Annotated in this window: 17 protein-coding genes; 2 read left to right on the forward strand and 15 right to left on the reverse strand. The window is 69.3% G+C overall.

What is annotated here, in order from left to right:
• Positions 1-16: 16 nt before the first annotated feature.
• The 7 genes from QF030_RS10330 to QF030_RS10360 all read right to left on the reverse strand — a co-directional run bounded on the left by QF030_RS10330 (position 17) and on the right by QF030_RS10360 (position 6,709).
• Positions 17-307 (reverse strand): hypothetical protein, encoded by a 291-nt coding sequence (locus tag QF030_RS10330; protein ID WP_307162353.1) that lies wholly within the window; start codon positions 305-307, stop codon positions 17-19.
• Positions 304-1,386, reverse strand: coding sequence for a helix-turn-helix transcriptional regulator (locus QF030_RS10335; protein WP_307162354.1), 1,083 nt, complete (start codon positions 1,384-1,386; stop codon positions 304-306). Before QF030_RS10335 ends, QF030_RS10330 begins: the two co-directional genes overlap by 4 nt.
• An 18-nt stretch (positions 1,387-1,404) precedes the next feature.
• Positions 1,405-2,382: a helix-turn-helix transcriptional regulator gene (locus QF030_RS10340; RefSeq protein WP_307162355.1), complete on the reverse strand. Its 978-nt coding sequence runs from the start codon at positions 2,380-2,382 to the stop codon at positions 1,405-1,407.
• A 130-nt stretch (positions 2,383-2,512) separates the two neighbouring features.
• Positions 2,513-2,884: an FKBP-type peptidyl-prolyl cis-trans isomerase gene (locus QF030_RS10345; RefSeq protein WP_020128331.1), complete on the reverse strand. Its 372-nt coding sequence runs from the start codon at positions 2,882-2,884 to the stop codon at positions 2,513-2,515.
• 62 nt (positions 2,885-2,946) lie between these two features.
• Complete coding sequence (locus tag QF030_RS10350) at positions 2,947-3,942, reverse strand: FKBP-type peptidyl-prolyl cis-trans isomerase (protein ID WP_307162356.1); 996 nt, start codon at positions 3,940-3,942, stop codon at positions 2,947-2,949.
• A 136-nt stretch (positions 3,943-4,078) separates the two neighbouring features.
• Complete coding sequence (gene pafA, locus QF030_RS10355) at positions 4,079-5,440, reverse strand: Pup--protein ligase (protein ID WP_307162357.1); 1,362 nt, start codon at positions 5,438-5,440, stop codon at positions 4,079-4,081.
• Between the two features lie 9 nt (positions 5,441-5,449).
• A complete protein-coding gene (locus QF030_RS10360; RefSeq protein WP_307162358.1) occupies positions 5,450-6,709 on the reverse strand; it encodes an MFS transporter in 1,260 nt (419 codons plus the stop codon).
• 120 nt (positions 6,710-6,829) lie between these two features.
• On the opposite strand from QF030_RS10360, the gene QF030_RS10365 reads away from it, so the two are divergent.
• Positions 6,830-7,846: a LacI family DNA-binding transcriptional regulator gene (locus QF030_RS10365; protein ID WP_307162359.1), complete on the forward strand. Its 1,017-nt coding sequence runs from the start codon at positions 6,830-6,832 to the stop codon at positions 7,844-7,846.
• Between the two features lie 61 nt (positions 7,847-7,907).
• Here QF030_RS10365 and prcA read toward each other — a convergent pair whose 3' ends face one another.
• From prcA to arc, 6 genes are all read right to left on the reverse strand, one after another.
• Entirely contained in the window at positions 7,908-8,645 is a 738-nt protein-coding gene (gene prcA / locus QF030_RS10370) for a proteasome subunit alpha (protein ID WP_307162360.1), read from the reverse strand.
• A gap of 63 nt (positions 8,646-8,708) precedes the next feature.
• Positions 8,709-9,554, reverse strand: coding sequence for a proteasome subunit beta (prcB, locus tag QF030_RS10375; RefSeq protein ID WP_307162361.1), 846 nt, complete (start codon positions 9,552-9,554; stop codon positions 8,709-8,711).
• Positions 9,506-10,078, reverse strand: coding sequence for an endonuclease VII domain-containing protein (locus QF030_RS10380; RefSeq protein ID WP_307167530.1), 573 nt, complete (start codon positions 10,076-10,078; stop codon positions 9,506-9,508). Before QF030_RS10380 ends, prcB begins: the two co-directional genes overlap by 49 nt.
• 81 nt (positions 10,079-10,159) lie before the next feature.
• Positions 10,160-10,378: a ubiquitin-like protein Pup gene (locus tag QF030_RS10385; RefSeq protein ID WP_020128324.1), complete on the reverse strand. Its 219-nt coding sequence runs from the start codon at positions 10,376-10,378 to the stop codon at positions 10,160-10,162.
• 188 nt (positions 10,379-10,566) lie between these two features.
• Positions 10,567-12,078, reverse strand: coding sequence for a depupylase/deamidase Dop (dop, locus tag QF030_RS10390; protein ID WP_373428754.1), 1,512 nt, complete (start codon positions 12,076-12,078; stop codon positions 10,567-10,569).
• A gap of 234 nt (positions 12,079-12,312) precedes the next feature.
• Positions 12,313-14,079, reverse strand: a complete 1,767-nt coding sequence (gene arc / locus QF030_RS10395; protein WP_307162362.1) for a proteasome ATPase — start codon at positions 14,077-14,079, stop codon at positions 12,313-12,315.
• Between the two features lie 243 nt (positions 14,080-14,322).
• On the opposite strand from arc, the gene QF030_RS10400 reads away from it, so the two are divergent.
• Positions 14,323-14,628, forward strand: coding sequence for a ferredoxin (locus QF030_RS10400; protein WP_307162363.1), 306 nt, complete (start codon positions 14,323-14,325; stop codon positions 14,626-14,628).
• Between the two features lie 55 nt (positions 14,629-14,683).
• Here QF030_RS10400 and QF030_RS10405 read toward each other — a convergent pair whose 3' ends face one another.
• A complete protein-coding gene (locus tag QF030_RS10405; RefSeq protein ID WP_307162364.1) occupies positions 14,684-15,262 on the reverse strand; it encodes a hypothetical protein in 579 nt (192 codons plus the stop codon).
• Positions 15,263-15,522: 260 nt separating this feature from the next.
• Positions 15,523-16,425, reverse strand: coding sequence for a tRNA (adenine-N1)-methyltransferase (locus tag QF030_RS10410; RefSeq protein ID WP_046261810.1), 903 nt, complete (start codon positions 16,423-16,425; stop codon positions 15,523-15,525).
• Positions 16,426-16,471 lie beyond the last annotated feature (46 nt).

A 16,471-nucleotide genomic window follows, 5' to 3' on the forward strand; every position in this document is an offset into this window, starting at 1 on the left:
CCGAGCCTAGACCGTCCTAAGGGGTGTGCAGCCGCAGGGTCCTGACCCCGCCGCCGGTGAGGAGTTCGACGATCCGCTCACCGGCCGGCTTGCGCACGGCGGCCCCGCAGTCGGGGCAGGTGAAGGAGTAGAAGGTGGTCCGGCTGGACGCGCCGATCGCCAGCCGCAGGGCGCTCGCGGTCAGCTCGAAGGCGCCCCGGCAGTCGGGGCACCCGGCCCGGAAGCGCACCGGACCCGCACTCCGCATGCCGGCGAACGCGGAGGCCACCGAGACGCCCCGCACGCCGGACGCCGTCGACTCGCTCACAGCTCCTGCTCCCGCCCGTCGTCGTGACCTCCGCCGCGCCGTACCGGCACCTCGCCGGGGGGCGCCGCGGGCGACCCGTCGGCCGCGCCCTGCGCCTCGATCCCGTCGTACGCCGCCAGCGCCTCACGGGCGGCCCGGCGGGCGCTGTCGGCGAGCTCCGGCGGCGAGACGATCCGGCCGTCGCGGCCGAGCCGCAGCGCCAGCCGCCTGAGCGAGGCGGGTTCGGGCGTGCGCAGAGTGATACGCAGTCCGCCGTCGGGAAGCTCATCGGCGCTGTCGTGCGGGTAGTACTCGGCGACCCAGCGGCCGCCCGGGCCGACCTCGACGACGACCTCCGGATCCTCGGCGGCCGGCTGCACGAGCCCCTCCGACAGGTCCCGGAGCTCGATCTCGGGCGGCGCGGACGGCTCGTCGAGGATCTTGATCTCGGCGACCCGGTCCAGCCGGAAGGTCCGGCGCGCCTCCGAGCGGCGGCACCAGGCCTCCACGTAGGTGTGCCCGACGCTGACCAGCCGGATGGGGTCGATCTCGCGCTCGGTGACCTCGTCACGAGCGGGCGAGTAGTAGCGGATCCACAGCCGGCGCCGCTCGGAGATCGCCCGGTCGACGTCGGCGAAGACGCCGCCCTCCGACTCGAACGTCACCGACAGCCGCGCGCTCGCGCCCGCCGCCTCACCGGCCGAGGCCTCCACCTTGGCGGTCGCCCGCAGCAGCGCCTGGCGGTCCCCCTCCCGCAGGCCGGGCAGCGTGGACACCGCCCGGGCCGCCACCAGCAGCGCGGTCGCCTCGTCGGCGGCCAGCCGCAGCGGTTCGGCGGCCTCCGCGCCGAGCGCGGCCGGGTTGTGCCACCAGATGCGCTCACCGTCGGTGTCGATGTCGAGGAGATCGCCGCCGCGGAAGCTGGTGCCGCACATGGGCAGCACGTCGAGGTCCGAGACCAGCTCGTCCTCGGTGATCCCGAACGCGCGCGCCACGTCCTCGATCCGCGCGCCGGGGCGCTCCCTGAGATACGTCACCAGGGAGAGCATCCGCCGCGTCTGGTCGATCGCGTTCGTCGGCCTGACCGGTTTGCCTGCCACTGTGTTGCTCGCTCCCCCTCAGCCCTTGGCCACGGCACGCAGCCGGTCCACGACGTCCGCGCGCAGCTCTGCGGGGTCGAGGACCACCACGTCCGGCCCGAACTCCACCAGCCAGGCGTCCAGACCGTGCCCGTACGGAATCTCCAACTCGTCCCAGCCGTCCTCGAGTTCCCGCACCGAGGTGGCCTTCGCCCGCAAGGGGTATCCGGCGTCCCTGCGCAGCCTGATCACCGCGCTGCGGTCGGCGGTCTCCCCCGCCCAGCTCGAGACCGTCTCACGGACGGTGACGACATCGGGGACCGGCACGGTGAAGCTCCCCCCGCGTGAGCGCACCCTGCCGGTGATCCGCGACAGCCGGAAGACCCGCTCGGCGCCCCGGTCGCGGTCGAAACCGGCCAGGTACCAGTGACCGCGCCAGCACTCCAGCGCCCACGGCTCGACGTGCCGGGGCTCCGGGTGCGCGGCGGTGGCCTTGCGGTAGTCGAACATGACGGGCCGACGGTCGCGGCAGGCCAGCATCAGCGGCTCGAACGCGGCCTCGTGCACGGGGATCCGGGGTTCCAGGGCGCCATGCGCCTCGTACGGGTCGACGTCCTCCGGCAGCCCCGCCGCGCGCAGTTTCTGCAGAGCGCCGCTCGCGGCGCCCGCCAGCCGGGCCTGCTGCCACACCTTGGCGGCCAGGCCCAGCGCCGCGGCCTCCTCGGCGTCCAGCGTGATGGGCGGCAGACGGTTGCTGTCGCGGCGGGCGAGGTAGCCGATCTCGCCGTCCAGGCTCTCCACGGTCTCGATGACCAGGCCCAGCTCGCGGAGATCGTCCTTGTCCCGCTCGAACATCCGGTTGAAGGAGTCGTCCGATCCCGCCGCGCCGGTGCCCGGCCGGAAGGTCTCGACATACGCCTCGATGGAGTCGCGCAGCTCACGCTTGCTGAGCGGCCGGCGCGTCCCGAGCAGACACAGTGCCAGGTTCATCAGCCGCTCGGCCTTGGCAATGGCCATCGACGCCCTTCGCCTCCCCTATGGTGCTTACGATCGACGACCGTACCGTCCCGCGGTGCCCGGACAAAAGCCGAGGGTCCATGCCCGGGCGGGCATGGACCCCAGGTGATCAACACTGGTCGTACGGCGGTCAGACCCCGAGCAGGTCCACGACGAAGATCAGCGTCTCGCCGGGCTTGATCGCCGGGGTGGGGCTCTGGTTGCCGTAGGCGAGGTGGGCCGGGATGGTCAGCTGACGACGGCCGCCGACCTTCATGCCCTGCACGCCCTGGTCCCAGCCCTTGATGACGCGTCCGCCACCGAGCGGGAAGCGGAACGGCGTCCCACGGTTCCAGCTGGCGTCGAACTCCTCACCGGTGCTGAAGGCGACACCGACGTAGTGGACGCTGACGTTGTGGCCGGCCTGAGCGACCTCGCCGTCACCCTCCCAGATGTCCTTGATCTCGAGGTCCGCCGGGGGCTCGCCGCCGGGGAAGTCGATCTCGGGCTTGTCAATGCTCACGTCACTGGCTCCTGCATGTCTCACGGAAAGGCAACACGGACAGTCTTACACCTTCGCCGGCCTCACACCTTGGCGATGATGTCCACCGAGAAGACCATCGTGGAGTCCTTCTCGATGCCGCTGCCGCTCGGCGGGCTGTCGCCGTAACCCAGCGACGGCGGCACGACGATGACGACGCGGCTCCCGACCTTCTTGCCGGTCAGACCCTGCGCCCAGCCCTTGACCACCTGCTGGAGCGAGAACGAGGTCAGCGAACTGCGGCTGTACGAGGAGTCGAACTCCTTGCCGGTGTCCCAGACGACGCCCTTGTACTGCACCAGCACGGTGTCGTCCGCGGCGAGCTTCGGTCCGTCCCCCTCGATCACGTACTCCGACACCAGCTCGGTCGGCGGGCCCGACTTGGGGATCTCGATCGTGGGCGCCTTGCCGTCGGTGTTCGTACCCACCTTCGGCACCGCGGCGTCGTCCTGCGGCACGTCCTTGCCCTTGGCCGAGCTCTTCGCGTTGAACGTGTCCTGGATGTCGAAGACGAACACCAGCGTGTCGGTGCCCTTGATGCCCGTGTCCGCGTCGCCGTCCTTGCCGAAGGCCCAGGTCGGCGGCACGGAGAAGAGCACCCGGCTGCCGGTCTTCTTACCGGTCAGCGCGTAGCGCCAGCCGTCGATGGTGCCCCCCTGCGCGAGCTGGGTGAACAGCGGCTTCTTGGTGTCGTAGGTGTTGAGGAGGACCTTCGCGCTGTCCCAGACCTGACCGAGGCAGTTCGCCTGGATGTAGTCGTTCTCCGCGACGGTCTTGCCGCTGCCCGCGATCACCGTCTTCACCGCAAGCTGGTCCGACGGCTCACCGCTGCCCTTGGCGACCGTCGGCTTCTCGTCGAACTTCACCCCCGCCGTGATGGCCGGCAGCGGACCGTCGACGATCTTCGGTGGCGGCGTGGCCCCGGCGGAGGACGACGCACTGTCGCTCGCCTTGCTCGAGTCGGACTTTTCGTCGCCGCACGCGGCGAGAGTGACCAGTCCCGCGGGAACGGCGGCAAGGATGAGTGAGCGTCGGCGCACGATGAAGCCTCGTAATCGGTCGATCTTCTGATGGCGTGCGCGCTACCTTAGCCACCAATCCCGACATGCGAAGGGCGCCGTACGGGAACGTACGGCGCCCGTGTCGCGTTCCGCACCGCGTGCGGAACGCGTCCACTCACATTCCGGCGATCAACTTCTCCACCCGGTCGTCGACCGACCGGAACGGGTCCTTGCACAAGACGGTGCGCTGTGCCTGGTCGTTGAGCTTCAGGTGCACCCAGTCCACCGTGAAGTCCCGGCGCTGTTCCTGCGCCCGGCGGATGAAGTCGCCGCGCAACCGGGCCCTGGTGGTCTGCGGCGGCACCGACTTGCCCTCGAAGATCTTCAAGTCGTTGCAGATCCGCGCCGCTTGGCCCTTCCGCTCCAACAGGTAGTACAGACCCCGGCGACGGTGGATGTCGTGGTAAGCGAGGTCTATCTGCGCCACCCGCGGATGCGACATGGTCATGTTGTGCTTGGCCCGGTACCGCTCGATGAGCTTGTACTTCATCACCCAGTCGATCTCGGTGCCGATCCGGTCGAGGTCCTCCGCCTCGATCGCGTCCAGCGTGCGGCCCCACAGCTCCAGGACCTGGTCGGTGGTGCCGGTACGCACACCCCGGCGCTCGACGAAGTCCACGGCCTTCTCGTAGTACTCGCGCTGCACCTCCAGCGCGGAGGCCTCCCGGCCGCTGGCCAGCCGCACCTTGCGCCGGCCCGTGATGTCGTGACTGACCTCACGGATCGCCCGGATCGGGTTCTCCAGCGTCAGATCCCGCATCACCGTGCCCGCCTCGATCATGCGCAGCACCAGGTCGGTCGCGCCGACCTTCAGCAGCATGGTCGTCTCGGACATGTTGGAGTCGCCGACGATGACATGCAGACGGCGGTAACGCTCGGCGTCCGCGTGCGGCTCGTCGCGCGTGTTGATGATGGGCCGCGAGCGGGTCGTCGCGGAGGACACGCCCTCCCAGATGTGCTCGGCCCGCTGACTGACGCAGTAGACCGCCCCACGGGGCGTCTGAAGCACCTTGCCCGCGCCGCACAGCAGCTGGCGGGTCACCAGGAACGGGATCAGGATGTCCGCGAGCCGGGAGAACTCCCCGTGCCGGGCCACCAGGTAGTTCTCGTGGCAACCATAAGAGTTGCCCGCCGAATCCGTGTTGTTCTTGAAGAGGTAGACGTCGCCCGCGATTCCTTCCTCGTGCAGGCGTCGTTCCGCGTCCACCAGGAGTCCTTCGAGAATGCGCTCGCCGGCCTTGTCGTGGGTGACCAACTCGGTCACGTTGTCACATTCCGGTGTCGCGTATTCCGGATGCGATCCCACGTCGAGATAGAGGCGGGCGCCGTTTCGCAGAAAGACATTGCTGCTTCGGCCCCATGACACGACACGGCGGAAGAGGTACCGCGCCACCTCGTCGGGAGACAGCCGGCGCTGTCCCCTGAACGTACATGTGACGCCGTACTCGTTCTCCAGCCCGAAAATGCGGCGGTCCATGAGTGAACATTACGCCCGATCCCCTGAACTGAAACGGGGTTCGGCAGCACGGTTTGGATCATTTTCCGATGAAGCCGCAACGACCCCACTTCCGGCGGGAGCTGCAAGTACCCGCCCTGTGGCCAGCAAAACCACCAGCGACACGCCGCCCGCGACCGCAGGCACCGCGAACCCCCACTGCGCACCGCCGGCCTCTACGACCGGACCCGCCAGGCCCGTTCCCACCGACGCGCCGACCGTGAACGTCGTCACCAGCCAGGAGAACGCCTCCGTCACCGTCCCGCGCGGCGCGTGCCGGTCCACGATGACGAACGCGCAGGCGATGGCGGGCGCCAGGAACACGCCCGCGAGCCCCGTCAGCGCCACCATGGCCACCGCACCCGGCATCAGCGTCAGGGGCAGGTAACACACCGCCAGAAGCGCCACCAGCCCCCGCAGTCGCCGCTCCGGCGTCCCCGCCCACTGCCGCGCCCCGTACGCCACGCCCCCGACCAGCGCGCCGAGTCCCAGCGCCGCCATCAGCCAGCCGTACACCGCGTCACCACCGTGCTCGTCCGCGTACGGCACGGACGCCACGGTGATGGAACCGAGCGCGACACCGATGAACAGGAACGCGCCGAGGAGGACCAGCAGACCGGGCGACCGCAGCGCGCCCAGCCAGTGCGCCTCACGCGGGGCCGAGCGCCACGCGCGCGAGGGCGGCGACACGACCACCGACAGGGCGCCCAGCACCCCGACCGCGTTCAGCACCAGCAGCGCCACCTGCGCCGACCACACCGACACGCACAGCGTCACCAGCAGCGGCCCGACGGTGAACATCACCTCCTGCGCCACGGCGTCCATCGCGTACGCGGTGTGCACCTGGTCGCCACGGCGCAGCACCGCCGGCCACAGCGCCCGCAGACCGCCCTCCAGCGGTGGGGTGAAGAGTCCGGCGGCCGCCACCGCCAGATGGGCGAGCGGCAGCGGGTCGGTGCCCACGAGGGCGAAGGCCGCCATGGCGAGGGCCGAGACGAGCGCCGCGGGCAACTGGACCCGCGGCTGTCCGTGCAGGTCGACCAGCCGTCCCAGCAGCGGCTGCCCGACGGCGTTGGCGACGCCGTACACGGCCGCCAGCGCGCCCGCGAGGCTGTAGGTGCCGCCGTCCGCGCGCACGAACAACACGATCGCGATGGCGGCCGTGGCGTTGGGCAGCCGGCCGACGAGCGTTCCGGTCAACAGCCGGGCTGCGTGCTTCGCCCTGAGGATCTCGAGGTATCCCGCGGCCAATGTCCCGCCTCCGTCGGCTCGCCCGAGGCGGCGGCCCACCTCGGGGTTTTACGTATAACGTCTCTTGTCATACGTACCATGTGCGCTGTTCGCCAGTCCAGACGAAGGAGCAGGCCCACGGTGGCACGAGGTAGTACGCGCCCGACGAGCCGTGACGTCGCCCAGGCCGCGGGGGTGTCCCAGGCAGCCGTCTCCCTCGTACTCGGCGACAAATGGCGCGGCCGGGTCTCCGAGACCACCGCCGAACGCGTGCGCGAAGCCGCCCGCGAACTCGGCTACCGGCCCAACCTCGCCGCCCGCAACCTCCGCCTCGGCCGCACCCGCACGGTCCTGCTCGTCGTGCCCGCCCTCACCACGGAGTTCTTCGCCGGCGTCTACACCGGGGCGGCGCGCGTCGCGGCCGAGCACGGCTTCGGGGTGGTCCTCTACCCCTCCCCCGAGGGCGTCGGCCGCGCCCGTGACCCCTTCGCCTCCGCCCAGGCCGCCCTCGACGGCGTCCTCGCCTCCTCGATGGCCGCCGACGCGCTGACCGCCATCCGCGGCGACCAGCTCCCCCTGGTGATGCTGGACAGCGATCCCTCGGGAAGCCTCGGCGCCGCCACGGTCAACCTCGACATCGCCGACGGCGTCCGCCAGGTCGCCGACCATCTGCTGGGCCTCGGCCACCGCCACTTCCTGCACCTCGCGGCCGACATCCCGTCCTGGACCTTCGAGGTGCGCGCGCGCGAGCTCGCCGCCCGGGTCGGCGCGGCGGCCGGGACCACACTGCGCACCGCCCCCGCGCCGATCTCCATCGACGGCGCCCTGGCCGCCGCGGAGGCGGCGCTGGGCGCACCGGGACCCCACCCGACGGCGGTCGTCTGCGACGACGACAAACTAGCGGCCGGCGTCTACAAGGCCCTGCGACGCCTCGGCCTGCGCGTCCCCGACGACGTGTCCGTCACCGGCCTGGACGACCTCGCCCTGGCCACCGCGCTCGACCCCGAACTGACGACCGTACGCCTGGACGCCGAGCTGTTCGGCGAGCGCGGCATGCGAGCCCTCCTCGCCGTCCTGGAGGGCCGTACACCGGACGGCGGGGACATCCCCGTCGAACTGGTCGTCCGGGCCTCCACGGGCCCGCCGAAGACCTCCTGAGACGCCCTGCGCCCCGGCCGAATCATCGACCGGGGCGCACAAGGGGTGAAACGCGACGGGATCACTCCTCGTCGGAACTCTCCGCCTCGGTGGCCGCGCCGTCGATCTCCAGCAGCCGGCCCAGCTGACGGCCCACGATCCGCTTGAACTTGCGCGACTGCGGCCGCGTGCGGTCCAGCACCGCCACCTCCAGACGCTCGGCGGGGATCTCCCGCTCCGTGCCGTTGGTGTCGCGCGACAGGGCCTGCACCGCCAGCTTCAGCGCCTCGGCCAGACTCATGCCCTCCTGGTGACGCTGATCCAGGTAACTGCTGATCTGCTCGGCATTGCCACCGACGGCCACCGAACCGTGCTCGTCCACGATCGAACCGTCGTGCGGCAGCCGGTAGATCTGGTCCCCGTCCGGCGTGGCGCCGACCTCGGCCACCACCAGCTCCACCTCGTAGGGCTTCTCGCCCGCCGAGGAGAAGATCGTGCCCAGCGTCTGGGCGTACACGTTCGCCAGACCACGGGCGGTCACATCGTCACGGTCATAGGTGTAACCACGCAGATCGGCGTACCGGACACCACCGATCCGCAGGTTCTCGTACTCGTTGTACTTGCCGGCGGCCGCGAAGCCGATCCGGTCGTAGATCTCGCTGAACTTGTGCAGCGCACGGGACGGATTCTCACCGACGAACACGATGCCGTCGGCGTACTGGATCACGACGAGGCTGCGGCCGCGCGCGATGCCCTTGCGGGCGTACTCGGCGCGGTCGGCCATCGCCTGCTGGGGTGAGACATAGAACGGCGTCGACACCGGTTATCCGTCCCTTTCTGTCGAAGTCACTGGATCACCTGGGATGAGAAACGGGGCCGCCGGCTACAGCAGGGCGGCGCGCGGGCCGTCCGGCTGCTCCAGGCGACGCGCCAGGATCGAGCGGGCGATCTCCGACGACTCCTCGTCGGTGAGCCGGCGGAAGCCGTCCTCGGTGATCACGGTGACGATGGGGTAGATCCGGCGCGCGACATCGGGACCACCGGTCGCCGAGTCGTCGTCCGCCGCGTCGTAGAGGGCCTGGACCACGAGCGTCGTGGCCTCCTCCTCGGACAGGTCGTTGCGGAAGAGCTTCTTCATCGCCCCGCGCGCGAAGACCGAGCCGGAGCCGGTGGCGGCGTAGTGGTGCTCCTCGGAGCGGCCGCCCGTGACGTCGTAGGAGAAGATCCGGCCGCGGTCGCGGTCCACGTCGAACCCGGCGAAGAGGGGCACGACCGCCAGACCCTGCATGGCCATGCCCAGGTTGGAACGGATCATGGTCGACAGCCGGTTCGCCTTGCCCTCGAGCGAGAGCTGCGCCCCTTCGACCTTCTCGAAGTGCTCCAGCTCCAGCTGGAACAGCTTCACCATCTCGACGGCCAGGCCGGCGGTGCCGGCGATCCCGACGGCCGAGTACTCATCGGCCGGAAAGACCTTCTCGATGTCCCGCTGGGCGATGACGTTGCCCATCGTGGCGCGACGGTCGCCGGCGAGCACGACACCACCGGGGAACGTCACGGCGACGATCGTCGTGCCGTGCGGCGCCTCGATCACACCCTGCGTCGGGGGCAGCTGCCGCTTGCCCGGCAGCATCTCCGGCTGGTGCTCGGACAGGAAGTCCATGAAGGACGAGGACCCGGGCGTCAGGAAGGCAGCCGGTAGACGCCCGGTGCTACGAGTGTTGGCTTCCACGCGATTCCTTCCACGTAAGCAGCAGCCCGCCTTATGGCATCGGGCCGATCCTTGAACTGCCCCAGTGCGGCATTGCAGCTGAAGCACAGTACGCCACGGACCCTACCCGTCTTGTGGCAGTGATCCACATGCTCGGGCACAGCCGCCAAACATATGCAGCAGACGCCCCCTTGGGAGACGATCAGCTCGTCCCGTTGGGCTTCGGTGATGCCGTACCGGCGCTTCAGATGGTCCTGCCTGCCCCGGACCGCCCGACACGCCTTGCAGCGAGTCGACAGACCGTCGGACGCGGTTGCGTTGCGATGCCACTCACTGTGTGGCTTGACCTCGCCGCACATCCTGCAGAGCTTGTGTCCGGTGGGGACTTCCACCCTCTCCCGGACCGTCCTGCCCGTGGCCTCCCGGCGCCGCCGGTAGTGCGCGGCGCTGTACTCCGCCACGCACTCCCGGCAGTGCACCTGGAGGCCGTCTCGCCGGTTCCGGTCCCGCGCGAATGCGGCAGGTGGCAGGCCTCGACCACACATCCCGCACTGCTTGGCGTTCGCTTCGTCAGCCACCCTCACCCCCGCAGCTTTCCATTCGAAGGCAAAGCGACCAAACGACTCTTACTCTCCGCCTTTTTGAACGAAGGACCTCACGAAATCCTCGGCATTCTCTTCGAGTACATCGTCAATCTCGTCAAGAACCGAGTCGACGTCGTCGCTCAGCTTCTCCTGGCGCTCCTTGAGGTCCTCCGATGCCTGCGCCTCGGGCGCCTGCTCCTCGACCTCCTCAGTGGAGCGCGTCGCCTTCTGCTGGCCGCCGCCGGTGTCCTTGGTCGCCATAACCCTCACCCCGCTCTTTCGCCCGACATGGTCGACAGGTCGGCATTCCTGCCGATCGGTGATGATCAGACCCTACAAGCCGGGTCCGACATCGGCCCCGCAGTTGCCACAACGTACGGGGGCCACCTCGATGATTCCCGGACGGAGGGATTTCCACCCCGCCCGGGAGGTTCCGTCCCGGTGGTCGTTCAGTTGCCCGAGAGCACCTTGACCAGGTCTTCTGCCGTACGGCAGCGGTCCAGCAGCTCCTTGACGTGATTTCGCGTTCCGCGAAGCGGTTCGAGGGTTGGGACGCGCTGGAGCGAATCCCGACCCGGCAGATCGAAGATCACCGAGTCCCAGGAGGCGGCGGCGACGTCGTCGGCGTACTGCTCCAGACAACGGCCGCGGAAGTACGCGCGGGTGTCCTCCGGGGGCTTGGTGATCGCCCGCTCGACCTCGGACTCGTCCAGCAGACGCTTGATGCGGCCGCGGGCCACGAGACGGTTGTAGAGGCCCTTGTCGGCCCGTACGTCGGCGTACTGGAGGTCGACGAGGTGGAGGCGGGCCGCGTCCCAGTCGAGGCTGTCACGCCGTCGGTAGCCCTCCATGAGCTCCCGCTTGGCGACCCAGTCCAGTTCGCCGGCGAGGCTCATGGGGTCGTTCTCCAGGCGGTTCAGGGTGTCCTCCCAGCGCGCGAGGACGTCCTTCGTCTGGTCGTCGGCGTCCGAGCCGAACCGCTCCTCCACGTACTTGCGCGACAGCTCGAAGTACTCCATCTGCAGCTGGACCGCGGTGAGCGTACGGCCGCTGCGCAGGGTGACCAGTCGCTTCAGGGTCGGGTCGTGGGACACCTGGTGCAGGGTGCGGACCGGCTGGTCCACCGCCAGGTCCACCGCGATGAAGCCGTCCTCGATCATCGACAGGACCAGGGCCGTCGTGCCCAGCTTCAGATACGTCGAGATCTCGGAGAGGTTCGCGTCGCCGATGATCACATGCAGGCGGCGGTACTTCTCCGCGTCGGCGTGCGGCTCGTCGCGTGTGTTGATGATCGGGCGTTTCAGCGTCGTCTCCAGGCCGACCTCGACCTCGAAGTAGTCGGCACGCTGGCTGAGCTGGAAACCGTGCTCGTGGCCGTCCTGGCCGATGCCGACGCGGCCGGCGCCGGTGACCACCTGGCGCGAGACGAAGAAGGGTGTCAGGTGGCGCACGATGTCCGAGAAGGCGGTCTCCCGCTTCATCAGGTAGTTCTCGTGCGTGCCGTAGGAGGCGCCCTTGTTGTCGGTGTTGTTCTTGTAGAGGTGGATGGGCTGCGCGCCGGGCAGTGTGGCGGCGCGCTCGGCGGCCTCGGCCATGATCCGCTCGCCGGCCTTGTCCCAGAGGACGGCGTCGCGGGGGTTGGTGACCTCGGGCGCGCTGTACTCGGGGTGCGCGTGGTCGACGTAGAGGCGGGCGCCGTTGGTGAGGATGACGTTGGCGAGGCCGATGTCCTCGTCGGTGAGCTGGCTGGAGTCGGCGACCTCGCGGGCGAGGTCGAAGCCACGCGCGTCCCGCAGCGGGTTCTCCTCCTCGAAGTCCCAGCGGGCCCGGCGGGCCCGGTGCATCGCCGCCGCGTAGGCGTTGACGATCTGGGACGAGGTGAGCATGGCATTGGCGTTGGGGTGGCCGGGGACGGAGATGCCGTACTCCGTCTCGATGCCCATTACTCGCCGTACGGTCATGCGGCCCTCCTTGCCCGGCGGCACCCTCGGTCGTGGGCGCCGCTCAGATACCGGTGGTGCTCCGGCGCGAGTGCGGTGCCCGTCCCCGCACTGCGCGACCCGGCGGTACGGAAGAGCCTAGAACGCCTCCGCGCTGGTGGGGAGATCATTTGCGTCATTGCCTTGCTCCAGCCGTGGCCCGGAAAAGCAGTCGGCTGCGGGTACCCGTGGTGGGCACCCGCAGCCGCCCTGTGCTTACAGGTACTGCCCGGTGTTCGCCACCGTGTCGATGGAGCGTCCGGTGTCCGCGCCCTGCTTTCCGGTGATGAGGGTACGGATGTAGACGATCCGTTCGCCCTTCTTTCCGGAGATCCGGGCCCAGTCGTCCGGGTTGGTGGTGTTGGGCAGGTCCTCGTTCTCCTTGAACTCGTCCACGCAGGCCTGGAGGAGGTGGGAGACGCGAAGGCCCTTCTGGTTGTGGTCGAGGAAGTCCTTGATGGCCATCTTCTTGGCACGGCCGACGATGTTCTCGATCATCGCGCCGGAGTTGAAGTCCTTGAAGTAGAGGACTTCCTTGTCGCCGTTGGCGTAGGTGACTTCCAGGAAGCGGTTTTCCTCGCTTTCGGCGTACATGTGTTCCACAGCCGTCTGGATCATGCTCTGGACGGTGATGGTCCTGTCGCCGCCGTGTTCGCCCACGTCCTCGGAGTGCAGGGGAAGGCGTTCGGTGAGGTATTTCTGGAAGATGTCCTTCGCCGCTTCGGCGTCCGGACGCTCGATCTTGATCTTCACGTCGAGGCGGCCGGGGCGCAGGATCGCGGGGTCGATCATGTCCTCACGGTTGGAGGCGCCGATCACGACCACGTTCTGCAATCCCTCGACGCCGTCGATCTCGGCAAGCAGCTGCGGAACGATGGTGTTCTCCACGTCCGAGCTGACACCGGAGCCGCGGGTGCGGAAGAGGGACTCCATCTCGTCGAAGAAGACGATGACGGGGGTGCCCTCGGAGGCCTTCTCCCTCGCACGCTGGAAGACCAGGCGGATCTGCCGCTCGGTCTCGCCGACGTACTTGTTGAGGAGCTCGGGGCCCTTGATGTTGAGGAAGAAGCTCTTGCCGGTGGCCTGACCGGTGACCTCGGCGACCTTCTTGGCCAGCGAGTTGGCGACGGCCTTGGCGATGAGCGTCTTGCCGCATCCGGGAGGCCCGTAGAGCAGGACGCCCTTGGGCGGGCGCAGCTCGTGCTCCTTGAAGAGATCGGGGTACAGGTACGGGAGCTCGACGGCGTCGCGGATCATCTCGATCTGTCCGCCGAGGCCTCCGATCTGCTCGTAGCCGATGTCCGGGACCTCTTCGAGGACGAGTTCCTCGACCTCGCTCTTGGGAACGACCTCGTAGACGTAGCCGGAGCGGGGTTCGAGCAGAAGGGCGTCGCCGGGGCGGATGACGACGTCGAGGAGCGGTTCGGCGAGCCGGACCACCCGTTCTTCGTCGGTGTGCCCCTGCACGAGGGCGCGTACGCCGTCCTCGAGGATCTCCTTGAGGGTGACGATGTCGCCGACGCTCTCGTACTCCATGGCCTCGACCACGTTGAGTGCTTCGTTGAGCATCACTTCCTGGCCGCGTCGGAGCTCTTCGAGCTCGACGCTCGGGCTGACGTTCACCCGGAGTTTGCGGCCCCCGGTGAAGATGTCGGCCGTGCCGTCCTCGTTCGCCGCGAGGAAGACGCCGAAGCCGGCCGGCGGCTGGGCGAGCCGGTCGACTTCCTCCTTGAGGGCCACGATCTGGTCGCGGGCCTCACGGAGTGTGTTCGCGAGTCGCTCGTTCTGGGCGGACACGCCGGCCAGGTTTGTCTGTAGCTCGACGATCCGCTCTTCGAGAATCCTCGTGTGCCGCGGAGAGTCGGCGAGCTTGCGTCGCAGGACGGCGATCTCCTGCTCAAGGTAGGCAATCTGCCCGGACGGGTCGTCGGACCCTCGTCCCGGGCGGATGCCGCGGTTCATGTCGTCGTCGTGGGCTGCCACGGTCCTCACCTCCTCCAAGGGGAGCTGGACGCTTCCAGACCCTACCTGGGTGGGTGTCGATTGAAACCCCTAGATCACAAAGACTGTCGGGGTGTGTCCGATCTTCACCCTTGCGCTCTCCCTCACGCCAGGGGAATACCCACCGAACACGGTCCGGAAGCCGCCGAGGGTAGGGTCGAAGTGTTCAACACCCGTCAGAGCCTGCATGGTTCCCCAGCGGCTCGTCAGTAAACGGCAGGAGATATGGGCGTGCAGCAGGAAGCCGGTGTCGGCAGCGAGGAGCTGGAGGTCTGGATCGACCAGGATCTCTGTACCGGCGACGGGATCTGTGCCCAGTACGCCCCCGAGGTGTTCGAGCTGGACATCGACGGTCTCGCGTACGTCAAGGGCGCCGACGACGAGCTGCTCCAGGCCAAGGGGGCCACGGCCCCGGTGCCGTTGCCGCTGTTGACGGACGTGGTGGACTCGGCGCGGGAGTGTCCTGGCGACTGTATTCACGTGCGACGCGTTTCGGACAGCGTCGAGGTGTACGGTCCCGACGCGGAGTGACGTCCCGGGCGCGGGCTGTGACACTGTCTGATTCGTCACAGGCCGACGGCCCGTATCAGACGCTGTGGGAGCCCGCGGGGGTCGAGCGGACGAACCTGTCGTCCTTCCACTGCCACTTGGCGCTGTCCTTCAGGTCGGGGCAGCAACTGGGTACGTCGGCCGTGGAGTAGCCGAGGAGCGTGGCGAGGACGGCTCCGTCGGCGACGGAGAGGCTCGTGACGGTGTTGCGGGCCTTGGGGTCGACGAGGGTGGCGACCACGCGCGCGGGTGTGCTGTCCGCGCCCCTGGTGAGGACGTAGACCCCGTCGGGCGGGGTTCCCATGGGGGCGTCGCAGTGGACCACGGCGACGGTTTCCGGTGCGCCGTCGCCGTCCAGGTCTCCGCTGGCCTTCTTGACCACGAGGGCCTGTACGGGGCCGCATTCGACGGGGAAGTCGACGCCGGTGGTGGCGGGGGCGGCGGCGGTGACGGGGGCGGTTGCGGCCTCGGGGCCCGCGGCCTGGGCGGCGGTCGCGGGTTTGGGCTGGAGAAGTGAGGAGAGGGCGACGACGCCGGCGAGGGCGGCGGCGGTCGCGACCCAGTGGATCGGCCGGGTGTGGGTGTGTGCCAGTTCCGGGAGGGCGGATTGCTGCACTGGCAGTGTCTCCTGTGGTGGCTGTGCCGGTGAGGCGGGGGGATTGGCCAGCATCGTGCCACACGTCACAGGGTGGGGGAACGGCGGGGTACGGGATATCGGACGCGGATGTCGGACCCGCCGTCCTGCGGTGCCGAGCCGTGTCGAGCGATGCCGGGCCGGTGCGGGTCACGCCAACGAACAGACGCCGTGGCCGAGTTCCGGGTCGGTCCGGAACTCGGCCACGGCGTCTGTTCGCCGAGCGCTGCGCTGGGGCCGTGTCAGCGGCCGCTGCCGCCGTCGGCGTTGGGGCCGGTGTAGTCCTCGCCGTAGGCGCCCTTGGCGGGGCGGCGGCGGCGCATGGGCGGCTCGACGCCGTCGGCGAGGCGACGGGCGGTGAGCAGGAAGCCGGTGTGGCCGATCATCCGGTGGTCCGGGCGGACCGCCAGGCCCTCCACGTGCCAGTTGCGGATCATCGACTCCCAGGAGGTCGGCTCGTTGAAGGAGCCGATCTCGCGGATGGACTCGACGGTGCGGGCGAGCTGGGTGGTGGTGGCCACGTAGCAGCACAGGATGCCGCCGGGCACGAGCGCCTTGGAGACGGCCTCCAGGCACTCCCAGGGGGCGAGCATGTCGAGGATGACGCGGTCCACGTCGGTGTCGGACAGGTTGTCCTGGAGGTCGCCGACGGTGAGCTGCCAGGCGGGGTGCGGGCCGCCGAAGTAGCGCTCCACGTTCTGCTGGGCGATCTCGGCGAAGTCCTCGCGGCGCTCGTAGCTGTGCAGCATGCCCTGGTCGCCGATGGCGCGCAGCAGGAAGCTGCTGAGCGAGCCCGAGCCGACGCCGGCTTCGACGACGCGCGCGCCGGGGAAGATGTCGGCGAAGGCGAGGATCTGCCCCGCGTCCTTCGGGTAGACGACGGCTGCCCCGCGGGGCATGGACAGGACGTAGTCGGGGAGCAGGGGGCGCAGCGCGAGGTAGGCGACGTTCCCGGTGGTGCGGACAACGCTGCCCTCGGGAGCACCGATCAGTTCGTCGTGCGGGAAGGAACCCTTGTGGGTGTGGAAGTTCTTCCCGGCCTCGAGCGTGAACGTGTAGTGGCGGCCCTTGGGGTCGGTCAGCTGAACCTGGTCCCCGACCTTGAAGGGCCCGCGCCTGCGGGCGGCACCGGTCGGTTCGGACATGTGAACAGCCTACCGGGGTTTGCCGGGGCCGCCGACCACGGGGACG

This window comes from Streptomyces rishiriensis (genome assembly GCF_030815485.1).
GTDB classification, from domain to species: Bacteria; Actinomycetota; Actinomycetes; order Streptomycetales; family Streptomycetaceae; genus Streptomyces; species Streptomyces rishiriensis_A.